This is a genomic window from Enterobacter cloacae complex sp., assembly GCF_900322725.1.
Lineage (GTDB): Bacteria > Pseudomonadota > Gammaproteobacteria > Enterobacterales > Enterobacteriaceae > Enterobacter > Enterobacter quasihormaechei.
This window is the reverse complement of the sequence record NZ_LT991957.1, coordinates 590,333-605,844: the sequence shown is the minus strand read 5'-3', so window position 1 is coordinate 605,844 and position 15,512 is coordinate 590,333. Positions and strand designations below refer to the sequence as shown.

At 54.0% G+C, this 15,512-nt stretch carries 25 protein-coding genes; 20 read left to right on the top strand and 5 right to left on the bottom strand.

Annotation, left to right across the window (positions count from 1 at the left end):
• Positions 1-2: 2 nt before the first annotated feature.
• From DBR02_RS02985 to DBR02_RS02980, 3 genes are all read right to left on the bottom strand, one after another.
• Complete coding sequence (locus tag DBR02_RS02985) at positions 3-1,070, bottom strand: hypothetical protein (protein WP_047050277.1); 1,068 nt, start codon at positions 1,068-1,070, stop codon at positions 3-5.
• Positions 1,067-1,216 (bottom strand): hypothetical protein, encoded by a 150-nt coding sequence (locus DBR02_RS26765; protein WP_162843058.1) that lies wholly within the window; start codon positions 1,214-1,216, stop codon positions 1,067-1,069. The genes DBR02_RS02985 and DBR02_RS26765 overlap by 4 nt, the downstream gene beginning before the upstream one ends.
• Before the next feature lie 151 nt (positions 1,217-1,367).
• A complete protein-coding gene (locus DBR02_RS02980; protein ID WP_047050275.1) occupies positions 1,368-1,958 on the bottom strand; it encodes a helix-turn-helix transcriptional regulator in 591 nt (196 codons plus the stop codon).
• Positions 1,959-2,112: 154 nt separating this feature from the next.
• Here DBR02_RS02980 and DBR02_RS02975 point away from each other — a divergent pair, with 154 nt between their 5' ends.
• The 15 genes from DBR02_RS02975 to DBR02_RS02895 all read left to right on the top strand — a co-directional run bounded on the left by DBR02_RS02975 (position 2,113) and on the right by DBR02_RS02895 (position 10,224).
• The gene (locus DBR02_RS02975; protein WP_032634928.1) at positions 2,113-2,343 is read left to right on the top strand and encodes a hypothetical protein; all 231 of its coding nucleotides are present in this window, start codon (positions 2,113-2,115) and stop codon (positions 2,341-2,343) included.
• Between the two features lie 147 nt (positions 2,344-2,490).
• On the top strand, positions 2,491-2,694 hold the full coding sequence (locus tag DBR02_RS02970; RefSeq protein WP_047050345.1) for a hypothetical protein: 204 nt from the start codon (positions 2,491-2,493) through the stop codon (positions 2,692-2,694).
• Positions 2,691-2,879, top strand: coding sequence for a hypothetical protein (locus DBR02_RS02965; RefSeq protein WP_047050271.1), 189 nt, complete (start codon positions 2,691-2,693; stop codon positions 2,877-2,879). Before DBR02_RS02970 ends, DBR02_RS02965 begins: the two co-directional genes overlap by 4 nt.
• A gap of 6 nt (positions 2,880-2,885) precedes the next feature.
• Positions 2,886-3,776, top strand: coding sequence for a DnaT-like ssDNA-binding domain-containing protein (locus DBR02_RS27230; RefSeq protein ID WP_063153766.1), 891 nt, complete (start codon positions 2,886-2,888; stop codon positions 3,774-3,776).
• A gap of 10 nt (positions 3,777-3,786) precedes the next feature.
• Positions 3,787-4,050: a DUF977 family protein gene (locus tag DBR02_RS02950; protein ID WP_045891224.1), complete on the top strand. Its 264-nt coding sequence runs from the start codon at positions 3,787-3,789 to the stop codon at positions 4,048-4,050.
• A gap of 128 nt (positions 4,051-4,178) precedes the next feature.
• Complete coding sequence (locus DBR02_RS02945) at positions 4,179-4,643, top strand: crossover junction endodeoxyribonuclease RuvC (RefSeq protein ID WP_063153767.1); 465 nt, start codon at positions 4,179-4,181, stop codon at positions 4,641-4,643.
• 56 nt (positions 4,644-4,699) lie between these two features.
• Positions 4,700-5,341: a hypothetical protein gene (locus DBR02_RS02940; protein ID WP_047050268.1), complete on the top strand. Its 642-nt coding sequence runs from the start codon at positions 4,700-4,702 to the stop codon at positions 5,339-5,341.
• Positions 5,338-5,619 (top strand): hypothetical protein, encoded by a 282-nt coding sequence (locus tag DBR02_RS02935; RefSeq protein WP_063843641.1) that lies wholly within the window; start codon positions 5,338-5,340, stop codon positions 5,617-5,619. Before DBR02_RS02940 ends, DBR02_RS02935 begins: the two co-directional genes overlap by 4 nt.
• On the top strand, positions 5,616-6,170 hold the full coding sequence (locus DBR02_RS02930; RefSeq protein ID WP_063843640.1) for an ead/Ea22-like family protein: 555 nt from the start codon (positions 5,616-5,618) through the stop codon (positions 6,168-6,170). Before DBR02_RS02935 ends, DBR02_RS02930 begins: the two co-directional genes overlap by 4 nt.
• Positions 6,167-6,892, top strand: a complete 726-nt coding sequence (locus DBR02_RS02925) for a hypothetical protein (protein ID WP_107533501.1) — start codon at positions 6,167-6,169, stop codon at positions 6,890-6,892. The genes DBR02_RS02930 and DBR02_RS02925 overlap by 4 nt, the downstream gene beginning before the upstream one ends.
• Positions 6,893-7,091: 199 nt before the next feature.
• On the top strand, positions 7,092-7,361 hold the full coding sequence (locus DBR02_RS02915; RefSeq protein WP_048982107.1) for a hypothetical protein: 270 nt from the start codon (positions 7,092-7,094) through the stop codon (positions 7,359-7,361).
• A complete protein-coding gene (locus DBR02_RS02910) occupies positions 7,354-7,692 on the top strand; it encodes a hypothetical protein (RefSeq protein ID WP_048982104.1) in 339 nt (112 codons plus the stop codon). The genes DBR02_RS02915 and DBR02_RS02910 overlap by 8 nt, the downstream gene beginning before the upstream one ends.
• Before the next feature lie 77 nt (positions 7,693-7,769).
• Positions 7,770-8,099, top strand: coding sequence for a hypothetical protein (locus DBR02_RS02905; protein ID WP_048982102.1), 330 nt, complete (start codon positions 7,770-7,772; stop codon positions 8,097-8,099).
• Between the two features lie 56 nt (positions 8,100-8,155).
• Positions 8,156-8,752 (top strand): terminase small subunit, encoded by a 597-nt coding sequence (locus DBR02_RS02900; RefSeq protein WP_233157679.1) that lies wholly within the window; start codon positions 8,156-8,158, stop codon positions 8,750-8,752.
• A complete protein-coding gene (locus DBR02_RS02895) occupies positions 8,749-10,224 on the top strand; it encodes a terminase (RefSeq protein ID WP_107533499.1) in 1,476 nt (491 codons plus the stop codon). The genes DBR02_RS02900 and DBR02_RS02895 overlap by 4 nt, the downstream gene beginning before the upstream one ends.
• 66 nt (positions 10,225-10,290) lie before the next feature.
• Here the strand turns inward: DBR02_RS02895 and DBR02_RS02890 are convergent, their stop codons facing one another.
• A complete protein-coding gene (locus DBR02_RS02890; protein ID WP_063162238.1) occupies positions 10,291-10,593 on the bottom strand; it encodes a Gp49 family protein in 303 nt (100 codons plus the stop codon).
• A 44-nt stretch (positions 10,594-10,637) separates the two neighbouring features.
• Entirely contained in the window at positions 10,638-10,823 is a 186-nt protein-coding gene (locus DBR02_RS02885) for a hypothetical protein (RefSeq protein ID WP_107533498.1), read from the bottom strand.
• Positions 10,824-11,596: 773 nt separating this feature from the next.
• Here DBR02_RS02885 and DBR02_RS02880 point away from each other — a divergent pair.
• The 5 genes from DBR02_RS02880 to DBR02_RS02860 are packed head-to-tail and all read left to right on the top strand — an operon-like array spanning position 11,597 to position 15,486.
• Positions 11,597-11,803 carry a hypothetical protein gene (locus DBR02_RS02880; RefSeq protein WP_032636549.1) on the top strand — a complete coding sequence of 69 codons (207 nt, stop codon included), beginning with the start codon at positions 11,597-11,599 and terminating at the stop codon, positions 11,801-11,803.
• 14 nt (positions 11,804-11,817) lie between these two features.
• Positions 11,818-13,488: a portal protein gene (locus DBR02_RS02875; RefSeq protein WP_107533497.1), complete on the top strand. Its 1,671-nt coding sequence runs from the start codon at positions 11,818-11,820 to the stop codon at positions 13,486-13,488.
• Positions 13,485-13,781: a Bbp19 family protein gene (locus DBR02_RS02870; RefSeq protein WP_032636545.1), complete on the top strand. Its 297-nt coding sequence runs from the start codon at positions 13,485-13,487 to the stop codon at positions 13,779-13,781. Before DBR02_RS02875 ends, DBR02_RS02870 begins: the two co-directional genes overlap by 4 nt.
• A gap of 2 nt (positions 13,782-13,783) precedes the next feature.
• Positions 13,784-14,482: a peptidase gene (locus DBR02_RS02865; RefSeq protein ID WP_063928596.1), complete on the top strand. Its 699-nt coding sequence runs from the start codon at positions 13,784-13,786 to the stop codon at positions 14,480-14,482.
• 17 nt (positions 14,483-14,499) lie between these two features.
• Positions 14,500-15,486 carry a major capsid protein gene (locus DBR02_RS02860; protein WP_045342886.1) on the top strand — a complete coding sequence of 329 codons (987 nt, stop codon included), beginning with the start codon at positions 14,500-14,502 and terminating at the stop codon, positions 15,484-15,486.
• Positions 15,487-15,512: the final 26 nt, after the last annotated feature.

Sequence of the window (15,512 nt, the reverse complement as noted above, 5' to 3'; positions counted from 1 at the left end):
CCTCAGTACTTGATAGAGATTGCAGAAACCTTCCCGCTGGCGATGGCTATCAGCGCTTTCTCAGCCATTTCCTGCGGAAGACCACTTTCAATCAGGTCTGCAATAGCCTGACGATTGATGGTGCGGCGATGCTCTTTGTCAGCTGCGCGGCGCGCTTCTTCATCGGCGATGCGTTTCTGTTCTGCCAGTCGAACTGCTTCCGCTTCTTCCTGACGGCGGCGCTCCGCTGCGATAGCGTCGTTCTTTTCCTGCTCAGCTTTTTCCGCAGCGGCTTTTGCTTCACGCTCTGCTTTCTGCTGGGCTTCAATTTTTTCGCGCTCTGCGCGTTCAGTTGCAGCCTTGGCTTCAGCTTCACGGCGTGCAGAAGCATCAATCTCGGCCTGTGCTTTTGCTTCTGCATCACGCTTAGCCTGTTCTGCTGCTTCGCGGCGTATAGCTTCTTCACGTTCTAGACGTGCTTTTTCCTCTGCCTCTTTGCGCAGGCGTTCCAGCTCAGCCGCTTCGTGCTCGCGCTTTTGCGCTACTACCAGCGACGCTTCCAGTTGCTGAATGGTTGAGTCTTTAGCCACTCCCGCCTCTGCTGCACGCTCCTGCCAGCTGTCATCCAGCACCACGGATTTAGCCTCCAGAATGCGAGCCTGAATATCAGTGGATGGCAGGTAATTTCCGGTGGTGTCGATCACTTCAGCCAGTGCGCGCAAATCCACAAGGCGCTGCTGCAATGCTTCGGTGCGTGCCTTTTCAGCGTCTTCCCATTCGGTAAGTGGGCGGCGAACTTCGTCGCGAAGCTGATCGCATTCGGTCACGAAGCGTCGCAGTTCTGCTTCGACCACTTTTGGTTGCTCCTTCAGGCGCTTCAGGTAATCACGGCCTGGCTTTTCAACTGCCGTCTTGCTGCGTGATACCTGGGCGGCGAGGGATGCGATACGGGCGCGGCCTTTGGCTGTGCTCAGGTCAGGAACCTCGTTAACGCCATCACGGATCTGTTCAAGGAACTTATCCAGACCGTTTTCAACGTAAATGCTTGGCGCCAGGTCCGGCGCGATTTCGATGATTGCTAATTCACTCACTTGCTCACCCCCATATCCATTTCAGTTTTGACTGCCATCTTGGTGACAAACGCCCAGTTGATGGCCTCATGCAGAGTGCGGCACTTGGTGCTCATCAGCCCGCACGCCGTAACGCAGTACCAGCCGTTGATGATTTTCCACTGCATAATTCGTTACCTCAGTGTTACCGTTGAGGTAATAATTATCCTTATGTGGTTTGAAGTCAATAGGTATGATTATAAAAAATTACCCGTAAGGTAATTCTAAGGGCAATAAAAAAGCCGCTCAATGGCGGCTTAGTATCTGAAATTTATAAAGTTATTCTTGCGTTTTACCGTTCTGAACAATCACGAAATCGACGTAGCTCTCGATCTTACTTTTCTCGCTCTCAGGTAACAATGCGTAGCGGGCCCGGTCGTAATGGATGGTCGCCGGGTCGCGAGGATGGATGAGCAGCTCATATCCCCGGCGCCCGAACGCGCTGGCGATCGCCTCCAGGGTGGAGATGGAAACGCTAACCTCATTGTTCAGCATGCGGTTGATTGTCGCCTGGGCAACGCCGGACGCCTTCGACAGCTTACCCTGGGAGGACAGGTCGCGGTTGTTCTGCATCCACGCTTCGAGGTTATGCGCCGCCAACTGGCCGATATCGGAGGCGGTGATCTCCTCCTGGGGGATTGCAACAGCAGATAATGAGTGGTCGACGTCCAGCCAGTTCGACGGCTTGTTCGCTGCCTTCTCAATCTTGCGCGCCACCGTGTCGCCAACAACCTTCTGCCCGCGGGCCCAGCGGTTCACCAGGTTTGCCTGAGTTCCCAGTTTTTCCGCCAGACGAGTCTGCACCCCGTTAAAGTCACGGTCGATGATATCGTTAATATTCTGCCTGCGGATATCCTGAATACTTTTCATGCTCTGGTGAATCGCCTCATATATGAATTAGTTAGTGGTTCAATTAAAAGCGAATTTACCTCACAGGTAAATGCACCTCACAGGTAACAAACCTTGATTTTTATTACCTTCTGGGTGAATATTTGTTATCTGAAATTAATATCAGGCAATAGCTATGAGCGAGAACGAAAAATTCGACTTCAAAAAACACTGGTTGCAACTCACTCCTGATGAGCGAAATGCCTTTGCTGACGAGGCCGGAACGACCAGCCACTACATCCAGACTCATCTGACAGGCCGTCGTAAAATGCCCGGTAAGACATTGATGAATGGGTTATTTAAGGCATGCAAACAACGCGGCTGGGTCAGAACAAAGCCGGAACTGGCTATCTTCTTCTACGAATAAAACCTCCTTCAAACCCCCATCAGGCCGCCTTCTGGCGGTCTTTTCATATCTATTCAGTCCTCTCAGGTAATAATGATCCAAATATGGTTGATCTTTTTTCGGCCATCGCACAAAATTACCAAAGATAAATTTCAAAGAGAGGTGCAAATGAAGCGATTAACTCAGCGTGAAGCTCTCGAAATGGGCCTCGCCAGGTTCTACACCGGCAAGAAGTGCATTCACGGGCATGACAGTGAGCGCTACACCCTCAGTGGTGAATGCGTTAAGTGCAACAACGAGCGGGCTCGACGCCAGCAGCAGTTGCGTTCAGATAAATTAAAGGCAGCCAGAAAGGCGCGGGAGGCAGCATGAAGATTTTTTTCTCCGGTTCCAGTGCTCAATTATGCATTGAAGCAGAGTCAGAAGAAGAAAAGGCGATGCTCATTATGTGGCACCGGCTGAACATTTCAGATCAGACAATGTACTGCGACATGGTTAATACTGGTTGCTTCGCTGGGTTGCGCCTTTGTGGAATCACTGATCTCGAGAAAGAGTAGGTTCATATGGCTAATCAATGGCTACGTCTTTGGCATGATATGCCTAATGACCCGAAGTGGAGAACCATAGCGAGAATATCCGGTCAACCGATAGCTCTCGTTCAGGCCGTTTATGTCCACCTTCTTGTTAGCGGGTCACAAAATGTCACGCGAGGTCACGCTGATGTCACGAACGAGGACTTAGCGTCACATTTTGACGTGACTGAGTGTGACATAGACGCTGTTATTAACGCCATGCAGGGCCGTGTTTTGGATGGAACATACCTTACAGGGTGGGAGCGGAGACAGCCTAAAAAGGAGGACCGTGGCAATGATGAAACAGGAGCAAAATCAGCAACTCAGAGAAAAAGAGAGCAGCGTGAAAGGCAGCGGATGCGACAACAAGAAAGCAATGAGTCACGGCAATGTCACGACAAGTCACGAAATGTCACGACAGATAAAGAAGAGATAAAGAGAAGAGAAGATATAAAAGATAAACCCCACACAGGGAGCGAGCAAAATTCACCTGTGGATAACTCTGCTGTTGGCGGTGAACCAGATCCGGATGCGAACAACGCGATGCTGAATGGCTACATTGCGCCTGGCGGAATGGGTGAGTTTGGAAAATTCCAGATGCACGACAACTGGAAGCCAGATCCACAGTTCATCCAGCGCGCTGCGCTGTGGGGCATAGCTCTGAAGACGGAGATCACACCGTTCGAGCTGGCAGACTTCATCACGTACTGGAAAGCGGAGGGCAAGGCATTCCACCACGACCAGTGGCAACAGAAGCTGGCGAGAAGCGTGCAGCAGTCCAGGGCAAGGCCAGTCGCCCAGCAGCAGCGAAGGGATATCAACGACGTTCCGGAGCCGGACAAGACCATTCCGGAGGGGTTCAGGGGCTACCAGGCCACATAGTGAGGTTTCCATGGCAAGACCAAACACGTACTCAGAACGTAAGACAGCCGTCAGGCGGATAATCACCGCTGCAAAAGAGCGCGGCAGGATAACTACCCGGCAGGCAGCAGAAATCCTCGGCCTCCACCTCAACACTGTAGAGAAATATTTCAGAGATGCAGAGAGGAGCGGAGAGGTAATACGTCACGGGAAATGCGGCCTGTTCAGGGATTACAGGGCCACGATTGATTTCGATATGGAAAGGTTTTCAAGGCAATACGGGAAAGGGAAGTAGCAAAGCAGTAGCACCGGCGCGGCAGCGCATTTTTTTACGCCTGCATAATTACCTTGCAGGTAACAAAATATGCGCATAGCTATTGATTTTAACTCTAATGTGGATTTAAATTACCTAAGGGGTAAATCATGACGGCAGTTTTAGGGATTGACCCGGGATGCAGCGGCGCGCTGGTTCTCGTAACTGAGCAGGGCGGCTACATCGACCACCTGGCAATGCCAACCATCAAGGTCGGCACAAAGTCCAGGGTGAACGGCGCAGCGGTATCTGCATGGCTTCGGCAGTACGGAATCACTCATGCGTACCTTGAGCAGGTCGGAGCCATGCCAGGACAGGGAACGGCGAGCATGTTCACGTTCGGGCATGCAGCTGGTGTAGCGGAGGGGATCCTCCAGGGGCTCAACATTCCGTACACGCTGGTAACGCCGCAGGCCTGGAAGAAGTCAGCCGGGCTTATCGGCAGCGACAAGGACGCAGCGCGTAGCCGGGCCATTCAGCTTTACCCGGAACTCAGGGCGCTGGATGCCAAAGCGAAAGGCCAGGCCATCGCGGATGCGCTGTTAATCGCAAGGTTCGGGATAGGCGTTAAATAACCATCCTTTTTGATATCAACGTAATCAATAACTTATACGGGTAAGCGGGGGTAAAGATGGAATGCAATGTGAGTGAGTTGGTAAAGCGCGGTCATGACAAGGCCGCACAACTTAAATCATCAGGCGGTGCTGTATCGCAGTTGATAAGCGATCTGGCTACGCATCTGGATGTGCAACTGGCTCGTAGTAATGCGCTGGCTGCGGAGAATGCGGGGCTGAAGGCCTTCAAAACCGCCGTATATCAGCAGATGGGCGCTGGCTGCGAGGCTCCTGAATTTTCTATCACGGAAGGTCAGAGAAACCTACGCCGCTTCGCTGACACGCTCCATGCCATCGAGCGCGAATTCTTTACCAAAGAAGTCCCTGATGAAGAATACGAAGGCGAAACCGTCGAAGAATGCCCGTTAACCTGGGGAATGAGTGTCGAACAATACGTTGCTGAATTCCGCAAATGCCTGGCTGAAGTGCGGGCGCAGGCCCACAAGGAAGGCGCTCACTTTGTTGCTAACAGGATGCTGGCCGCATGGGATGCTGGTTTTATCGACGACACAGCAAAGAACGCGGCAGATATCGCGCGGATGATCCTGACGTCAACAGAGTTTATGGCTGGTGCGCCAGTGGATGATTTCGACCGCTCGTTCGCTGATGGCGTACTCGAAGACATAGCCGCCCAGCTTCGCAAAGGGGTGCAGTCATGAGCGTAATCCAGTACGTAGTTAGCGATGCAGGCACGTTTCCTGAGGATGCATATTTTCTCGATCCTCGACACATCGATGAGCTCACTTCTAAGTGGGAATTGGAATGCTTGTCTCAGGATGCCGCCCTTGATTATTTCGACAACCATGACGGCTGGGAATCTGACTGGCCGTTGGATATCGAGCTGTTCGTTGACGGCGAGAGCGTAGGTGTATTTGCGGTTGAAATGGAACATGTACCTCGCTTCAGCGCAAGAAAAAGACCGGAGGCCGCCCAATGAGCAACATCGACAAAAAGGCGCTTCGTGAAGCGGCGGAGAAGGCGACAAAAGGCGAGTGGTGGTCTGATGTTGTCGAGACTGACGGCGAATATGGCGAGGGCGAAGATAGGGTTTCTGGCTACCACTCATATGCGGTGTATGTTGGTCACGAATCATTGCTCGACATGACCAATTCAACTGCTGCGTGCATCCACACTGAATGGGATCATGATTACCACATGGCATGGGATGAAACGGCTAAGTGCAACGCTGAATTCATCGCCTCAGCCAATCCCGCCACTGTGATGGCGCTGCTGGATGAGCTGGAAGCCAAAGACAAGCAGATCGACGATCTGAAAGCAACGGCGGCACATTCCAATGCTGGATGGACGGAGGCGCATAGACAGGAAGCCAGGGCTGAAGCCGCAGAGAAACGGATTGCTGACCAGTGCGGAATCATCGCATCGGCGAGGAAGTTCATCAGCGAGTACGCTGGTCTTGGTGATGTTGGCGCTGCTGAGTTCATAAAAATAATCGACCGCGCCGCAGTCGGTAAAGGAGAGGCATCATGAACACTCTTACCAAAGAATGGCTACTGAAGACCATCGCGGAGCTCGAAGAAGAGCGAGATGCTGTGCCTGGCATCGTAAACGAAGATGCTGCGATGTCTCTGGCGGCGATGAAACTGGCGCTGGCATCGCTCGAAGCAAGGGGCCGCAAACTTTTTACCTGTAGCGCGTGTGGCGCAGAGGGTTTGGACGAGCCATTAGAGTCGAAGTGCAATTGCAATGAGGATGGCGCGCACTGGATTGAAAGTGTTGTTTACACCGCCCCGCCAGTTCCGGTGTCTGTGCCTGATGAAGTCAATGTGCTTCTGAATCATCTTGAGGATGTATTGCCGGATGATGCGTTTAATCTGATCGATGTGAAAACATGGAATAACGTCTCCATGTTATCTCGCCCTGATGTCTACCGCGCCGCCATGCTTCAGGGTGCCGAACCTGTAACGACGGCTTACAAGTTGCGGGATGCTGTGGAAACCATTCGCAACTCTGGCATTGAAATCGACGCTGAGAAAATATTTGCCGAGCGTGATGCTCTCAACGCTCCAGACTGCTGGTGCCGAACATGCCGACCAATAACGCTTACTGATATGCGATTTGTCGTCTGCCCTGACTGTGGCAACAAACGCTGCCCGCGCGCCAATGACCACAGGAATGCATGCACCGGAAGCAACGATCCAGGTCAGGAAGGCAGTGCATATCCAGCAGCACCGCAGCAGGAGGTGAAGTGATGGGCTTAAAAATTTACGGCAATAACATATCAAACAGCGAAACCGCTTACTCATTCCACTCTGAAATGAAGATGACTTGCCAGCAGTGCAAGCACACGGAATTCGTGAAAGGTAACTTGATTGAGAACGTCAAATGCCCTGCATGCGGTGGGAATGATCTGGTCTTTGAAACGTCAGCGCCGAAGGATGAGGTGAAGTCGTGAGCAAACTCAAACAGCGACGCCTGCGCCGCCTTAAAGCCGACGTGGCATGGTGGAAAGGCGAAGCCTCTGACTTGTACTCCAGAGTCATGGAGCAGGCCGACGAAATAGCCGAACTCCGCAGGCTGGTCATCCGCGTGCCGATGCCGGTGGTGGTGCCGGCGGATATCATCCAGGGAATTAACGTGAAGGGCGCGTTTGCGATGGGAATCGAACGCTATGGTGATGCGATGCTGAAGTTGGCGAAAAAGGAGAAAGGCAATGGCTAAAACCGCAGCAGAACGCAAGGCAGCGCAGCGCGCTCGCCAGGCGGAAGCTGGTGAACGCAAGCTGGAGCTGGTGCTCGACGAGCAGGAAATGGAGATGCTGGCGCGTAACTGCGCGGAGCGTCGCCCGGGCCGTGAGCCATACGAAATGAGCGAGTACATTGCTCTGCTGATCCGCCAGGATGATGCCCGGGTACGCGGTCGCATCAAAGCTATCAGCGCCAACCAGTGCGGCAAATGTGGCGACAGCCTGCCGGTGAAGTCCTGCCCGTGCGCCGGTGATTCGGCTTGCTGGGTAACGCAGGGCTGGCATGAAACGAAACTTGCGGTGTGACCTGTCACGGCGTATTGACTAAATCCTCACATGATTATACTGTTTAAATGTACAGTATTTTTATGTGAGGTTCCATTATGGGCTTTCCATCTCCGGCAAAAGACTACGCAGAATCCCGCCTTACCATCACCAGCATGTGCGGCTACGACGGCAACTGCCGCACCGTTGAGACGTCGGCTGGATACGCAATCATCAACGTCGCAACTAAACCACATCCGGGTGATACCGTGCTGATATCGTATTGCGGCCGCACTGAGTTCGCCATCGTGCAGGGGCGGGCGCTTATCGTTCCGGAGGGTGAGTCAATCGAAGGTGAAGCGCTGGACGACACAACGGTGCTGGGAGTGGTTACACATTTCCTCAACCGTGCCGGCAGCCAGGAAGACGATCCGATACCAGTCATGTAACATCTGCGCGGGCGTGATAGTATTACCTGAATGGTAATAAAATTACTCAGGTGGTAATGATGCCCGCGACACCAAAAACCCACAAACGCAAATCAACGCAATATAAGCCTCTTACAGCGATGCAGGAGGCTTACTGCCAGTCCTACATTAAGACACCAGAAAACCAGTCTCAGGCAGCGATAGACGCAGGGTATTCGCCTAATACGGCGGCGGTCAAAGCCAGCGTGATGATGCGCGACGAAAGAATCCAGAAACGAATCGCCGAACTGATGGAGGAGCGCAACAAGCGAAACCGCGTCAGCGCTGATTACGTCCTCATGCGCCTGGTGGAGATCGACCAGATGGATGTGCTGGATATCCTGAACGATGACGGCAGCCTGAAACCGATCCGCGATTGGCCTAAAATCTGGCGTACCACGCTCAGCGGGTTCGACCTGTCCTCAACCATCATGAACATGAAAGAGGATTCGATAGAGACCATCCTCAAAAAAATCAAATGGCCGGACAAGGTGAAGAACCTCGAGCTGATTGGTAAGCACGTCGACGTCAACGCGTTCAAAGAGCGCCTGGAAATCGACGTAAGAATGACCATAGCAGACAAGATGGCCAAGGCTCGGGCTCGCGTTAAGAAACAGGCTGGTGGTGAAGAATGACAGCAGCAGCCATGTCGCCAGAAGAGCAGCTCGTCGAGGATATTGCCTCGTTCACGTATGACCCGCTGGGCTATGCGCTTTATGCGTTCCCGTGGGGCGAAGATGGCACAGAGCTGGCGCACGCCACCGGGCCGCGTAAGTGGCAAGCGGAGGGATTCCGCGAGATACGGGATCACCTTCAGAACCCAACCACTCGTTACCAGCCTATCATGATCGCCCGCGCATCAGGTCATGGCGTGGGGAAATCTGCATTCATTTCGATGCTGATTAAATGGGGAATGGATACCTGCGAGGACTGCAAGGTGGTGGTGACCGCCAACACCGACAACCAGCTCCGCACCAAGACCTGGCCGGAAATCATAAAGTGGTCGAATCTGGCTATCACGAAAGAGTGGTTCACCTGCACCGCCACGGCGATGTACAGCAACGATCCGGGCCACGATAAACGCTGGCGCGCTGACGCAATCCCGTGGTCTGAGCACAACACCGAAGCGTTCGCTGGCCTGCACAACGAGCGCAAGCGCATCATCGTGGTATTCGACGAAGCATCCAACATTGCAGATCTGGTGTGGGAGGTAGCAGAGGGCGCGCTGACGGACGAAGACACTGAAATCATCTGGGTGGCGTTCGGGAACCCGACGCGTAACACTGGCCGTTTCCGCGAATGCTTCCGAAAATATAAACACCGCTGGAAGTGTGCGCAGATTGACAGCCGTACCGTAGAAGGCACGAACAAACAGCAACTCCAGAAATGGGTGGACGACTACGGCGAGGACAGCGACTTCGTGAAGGTCCGTGTGCGTGGGATCTTCCCTGACGCGTCCGAACTCCAGTTTATCCCGACAGGGCTCACTGACGAGGCGATGAAGCGCGTGGTGACCGCCGGGCAGGTGGCGCACGCTCCGGTGATTATCGGCGTCGACCCGGCTTATTCCGGCGTGGATGACGCGGTGATATACCTGCGTCAGGGTCTGCACAGCAAAGTGCTATGGACCGGCAACAAGACCACTGACGATCTGATTATGGCGAAGCGTATCGCCGACTTTGAAGATCAGTACCAGGCTGATGCGGTGTTTATCGACTTTGGCTACGGTACCGGGCTGAAGTCAATCGGTGACGGCTGGGGCCGGACGTGGCAGTTAATTCCGTTCGGCGGCGGCTCTACTGACCCGCAGATGCTCAACAAGCGCGGCGAGATGTTCAACAGCTGCAAGACGTGGCTGAAGCTCGGCGGTGCGCTGGACGACCAGGAGACGGCGGACGACCTGTCTGCGGCAGAGTACAAAGTCAGGGTAGACGGCAAGATCGTCATTGAGCCGAAGGAAGATATAAAAGAGCGCTTAGGCCGCTCTCCGGGCAAAGGTGACGCGCTGCTGCTGACGTTTGCTTTCCCTGTTACGAAACGCCTGCGCATTCCCGGGCAGGAGAACCAGCAGGGGAAAGCGGTCACAGATTACGACCCGTGGAAATAACAAAGCCCGCGCATCGGCGGGCTGATTGTGACATGTCACGGCATTAAAAGCCGTCGAATTCGTCTTTCACTGTTGGCTCAACTTCTCTTTCAAAGCGTAACCCATTAGCGGCCACAGCTCGTTCTCTGCATTCGTCAGAGCAATCTGTTTACCGATCGCCTCATTGTCGTTTTCAGCTGAGACTGCACATGATGGCTTTCCGGTAACCGCAAAGCCATTCTTTGTCGTAATGATCGCCCAGCGCAGAACCTGCCCGGTAACAGAAACGTGCTTAACGATTTCAGTGTGAGCAATGTTTGCGATCATGTCGTCTCGCGTAACGCGCGGCGCGGTTAAGCCTTTGGCCTGAATTTCCTGCTCAATAGCCATGCAGGATGGTGCTGGGGATGCTGTTGATACCATGGTTGCTTACCTCAGAAAGTAATTTTATCGAATGCGGCGTTGATGGCTTTGGCATCCTGAACAGCACCTCGCTCATCAAGTACAGCTCTTTTACTAAGCACTTCAGCCAGGCATTGCAATTTGGTGTGATAGAGATTCTCGCGGCGGATCTCTTCGGCAGGAGATTGTTTCTGAACATTAACGACTGTCTGATTCATGATTTTCACCTTAAAAAAATGCCCGGACGAACCGGGCTAACTGGAAGCAAAGGACTACGGAGTGCCTTCCTTGGCGGGTGATGCAGGGTTTACAGCGCAACGTCATCGGAATGGCGTTCTGCTGTAAAAAGGGCGGTGGTCAGAAGTGGGAGCAACTGCCACCGCCAAAGCTACACGCATTGCCTGGTACTGCCGTATCACGGTCCTAAGGCGTGATTGGGTTGTGGTGGCCGGTGCTGATCTCCGGCATTCTCCACCCTTAGTCAGTCAGTTTTTCCGCTCGAGTCCGGAAGGAGATAGAAACTGTCGACGCTAAATTCGCGCATCAGCCTGCGCATTCACCACAACATTGAGAGCACTGCGCCTGTATCGGTTAGCGTCACGGGATTAACCGGTCACCCCAATGCTCTCATCGTTGTATCCTCGTCTCTTCCGAGGTGTCACACCGTATCGCCACGATGGTGAGTCGTCATGTCGTGCATACCGATAACACTGACTTGCACATTCCGGGAACCCGCTCGGGGATAAGGAACACCAAGGAACCCCGCCGGACCGCTACGACACATGTGCCAGATGCCGTACTGCTCACACCTGGAAGCGCACTCACCAGTTTTGATTTAGCGACAAGACCTCACAGAACCAATATCAAAGTGCGCTTTCATGTTGTGTTACCTGAAGGGTAATAATTGCAGTCCATTATGTCAATACACTACGTAAAATAATCCGTATATGGTTAAATTGGTAATAATTTAATCGTGTGTGAGGTTATCGCTATGTGTATCGGCAGCAAGCCATCAGTGCCAGCGGCACCAGAAGTTCAGGCCGCACCTCAGGAGCAGGACGCCGCTGTGGTCAGTGCGCGCGATGATGAAGAGCGCCGCCGCCGTGCTGCCGCCGGTCGTAACTCGACCATGCTCACCGGTGCCCAGGGCGACACTTCCGCCGCCAATACCAGCGGTAAAACGCTGCTCGGTCAGTAACGGAGCGCGCAGAGATGGTGGAAACCGAAAAAGAGCGGCTGCTGAAGCAGCTCGCACAGCTGAAGAATGAGCGCACATCGTTCGAGCCGCACTGGCGCGACCTGAGCGACTTTATCAATCCGCGCGGTTCCCGCTTCCTGACGTCTGATGTTAACCGTGACGATCGCCGCAACACCAAAATTGTTGACCCTACCGGTTCACTCGCTCAGCGCATTCTCGCCAGCGGCATGATGTCCGGCATCACCAGCCCTGCGCGCCCGTGGTTCAAGCTGGCAACGCCTGACCCTGACATGATGGATTACGGCCCGGTTAAGGTCTGGCTGGAAGTCGTGCAGCGCCGCATGAACGAAGTGTTCAACAAGTCGAATCTTTATCAGTCTCTGCCCGTCATGTACGCCAGTCTGGGTACTTTCGGTACTGCCGCTATGGCTGTTCTGGAAGATGACCAGGACGTGATCCGCACAATGCCATTCCCGATTGGCAGCTACTACCTGGCTAACAGCCCGCGTGGCAGCGTCGACACATCCTTCCGTCAGTTCTCCATGACCGTGCGCCAGCTCGTGCAAGAGTTTGGCCTGGACAATGTCAGCGCGTCCGTGAAGAGCCAGTGGGAAAGCGGCTCGTATGAAAACTGGATCGAAGTAAACCACTGCATCACGCCAAACATCAACCGCGACAGCGGGAGGATGGACAGCAAGAACAAGCCGTATCGTTCTGTCTATTTCGAGACAGGAGGCGACTCCGACAAGCTGCTGCGTGAATCCGGCTTCGATGAATTCCCGATTCTGGCGCCGCGCTGGGAAGTTAACGGCGAGGACGTTTACGCATCCTCCTGCCCTGGCATGCTGGCACTCGGACAGGTTAAAGCGCTTCAGGTTGAGCAGAAACGTAAAGCTCAGCTGATCGACAAAGCCACTAACCCGCCGATGGTCGCGCCGGCGTCGCTGAAAAATCAGCGCGTTTCTCTGCTGCCTGGTGACGTGACCTATCTCGATGTGCTGAGCGGTCAGGACGGTTTCAAACCTGCGTACCTGGTAAATCCGAATACCGCCGACCTGCTGGCCGACATTCAGGATACCCGCCAGACCATCAACAGCGCCTACTTTGTCGACCTCTTCATGATGCTGCAAAACATCAACACCCGCTCAATGCCGGTGGAAGCAGTGATCGAGATGAAAGAAGAGAAACTGCTGATGCTCGGCCCGGTGCTGGAACGCCTGAACGACGAAGCGCTCAATCCGCTTATCGACCGCGTGTTCTCCATCATGGCGCGCAAGAACATGCTTCCGCCACCTCCTGACGTTATGCAGGGCATGCCGCTGCGCATCGAATACATCTCCGTTATGGCGCAGGCGCAGAAATCTATCGGGCTCACCAGCCTGTCGCAGACCGTTGGGTTTATCGGCCAGCTCGCACAGTTCAAACCTGAAGCGCTCGACAAGCTCGACGTGGATCAGGCAATTGACGCGTTCTCCGAAATGTCCGGCGTATCGCCAACCGTCATCGTTCCGCAGGAGCAGGTGCAGGGCATTCGTGAAGAGCGCGCCAAGCAACAGCAGGCAGCTCAGGCGCTGGCAATGGGTCAGGCCGTAGCGCAGGGCGCGAAGACGCTCAGCGATACGCAAACCGCAGATCCAAGCGCACTGACAGCAATCACTAACGCAGCAGGAGCGGCGCAGCAATGACTGACTTTGACGAAGAAGAACTGCGCATTCAGAACGAGCGGAAGAAGCACGATCTGGAGCAGCGCGAAAAGGACGACATCAAGTTCGTCATGGATAGCGAACAGGGCCGCCGCGTCGTGTGGAGAGTGCTGGAGAGTGGGCGCGTATTCGCCGCCATACCGCCGATGGATGCCCTGGCAATGGCTTTCAACGAAGGGCAGCGCAATCTGGCTCTGGAGCTATTCCAGCGCGTCATGACGCACTGCCCCGATCAGTATCTGAAGATGGCCGCAGAGGCCAGTGAACAGGAGTAACCATGAATTTATTTGAACGTTTGCTGCATCGCCGTCTTTGCAATGAGCAACCTGCTGATGGTGGCACTGCACCTGCACCGTCTGAGCAATCTGCACCTGCTGCCGATGCTCCAGCACCTGCAGGCGAGCCAGCGAAACCAGAAGGCGATAAGCCACAGTCTGGCGCTGAAGGTGACAAGCCTCAGGAAGACAAACCCGCTGATGGTGAAAAGCCAGCGGAGGAGTCGGATGACGAAAAGCAGAAGCAGGAAGGTGCGCCGGAGAAATACGAATTTACCGCTGGTGAAGGCGTAGAGCTGGATACCGAAGCGCTGAAGGACTTCGAACCCGTTGCCCGTGATCTGAACCTGACCAACGAGCAGGCGCAAAAGCTGGTGGACGCATATCCAAAAATTCTGGCCGGTGTGCAGCAGCGTCAGGCAGAAGCCTGGCAGAAGCAGACCGAAGGCTGGGCAGAGACCGTGAAGGCAGACAAGGAGATCGGCGGCGACAAACTGACCGCAAACCTCAGTGCTGCGCAGCGTGCACTCGACCAGTTCGGCACGCCGGAACTGAAAGAATATCTGAACGCTACCGGGCTTGGTAACCATCCAGACCTGGTTAAAACGTTCGTGAAGATCGGTAAAGCCATGTCGGAAGACGGCATGGTCGATGGCAGTAATCAAGGCCAGCGTAGTGCGGCCGAAGTGCTTTATGGCTAATAAGAGAGGATATAACCATGGCTGTTAAAGGCGTAAATGCGCTGACGCTGGCTGACTGGGCTAAGCGTACTGATCCAAACGGAAAGGTCGATAAGATTGTCGAACTTCTTTCCCAGACCAACGAAATCCTGACGGATATGATGTTCGTAGAGGGTAACCTTCCAACTGGTCACCGTACCACCGTTCGCTCGGGGCTCCCGCAGCCTACCTGGCGTTTGCTGAACTACGGTGTGCAACCGACAAAATCAACTACCGTACAGGTCACTGACACTGTCGGCATGCTGGAGGCTTATGCGGAAGTAGATAAGTCACTGGCAGATCTTAACGGTAACACTGCTGAATTCCGCCTGTCTGAAGATCGTGCATTCCTCGAAGGAATGAACCAGCAGATGGCTCAGACCCTGTTCTACGGCGACACCAGTGTGAATCCGCAGCAGTTCATGGGCCTGTCATCCCGCTACTCCAGCAAATCCGCAGGCAACGGCCAGAACATCATTGATGCTGGCGGCACCGGTACAGATAACACCTCTATCTGGCTGGTGGTCTGGGGTGAAAACACTGTGCACGGCATCTTCCCTAAAGGGCAGAAGGCTGGTTTGCAGACTCAGAACCTCGGCGAGCAGACGCTTACCGATGCCAATGGCGGCAAATACCAGGGTTACCGCACCCATTATAAGTGGGATAACGGCCTGGCTCTCCGTGACTGGCGCTACGTTGTGCGCATCGCCAACATCGATGTGAGCGATCTGTCAGTACCAGGTTCAGCTGCAAATATCGTCAGCCTGATGGTTAAAGCGCTGCACCGCGTCCCTAACCTGAAAATGGGCCGCGCGGTGTTCTACATGAACCGTACCGTTGCCCAGGCGCTGGATCTGCAATCTCTGGATAAAGCCTCTCTGGCTCTGTCCGTAAAAGAGACTGAAGGCGAATTCTGGACCACGTTCCGTGGCATCCCAATCCGTGAAACCGATGCGATTCTCGAAACAGAAGCGCGCGTTGTTTAACGCCTGTCATTAACTGATGGGCCTTA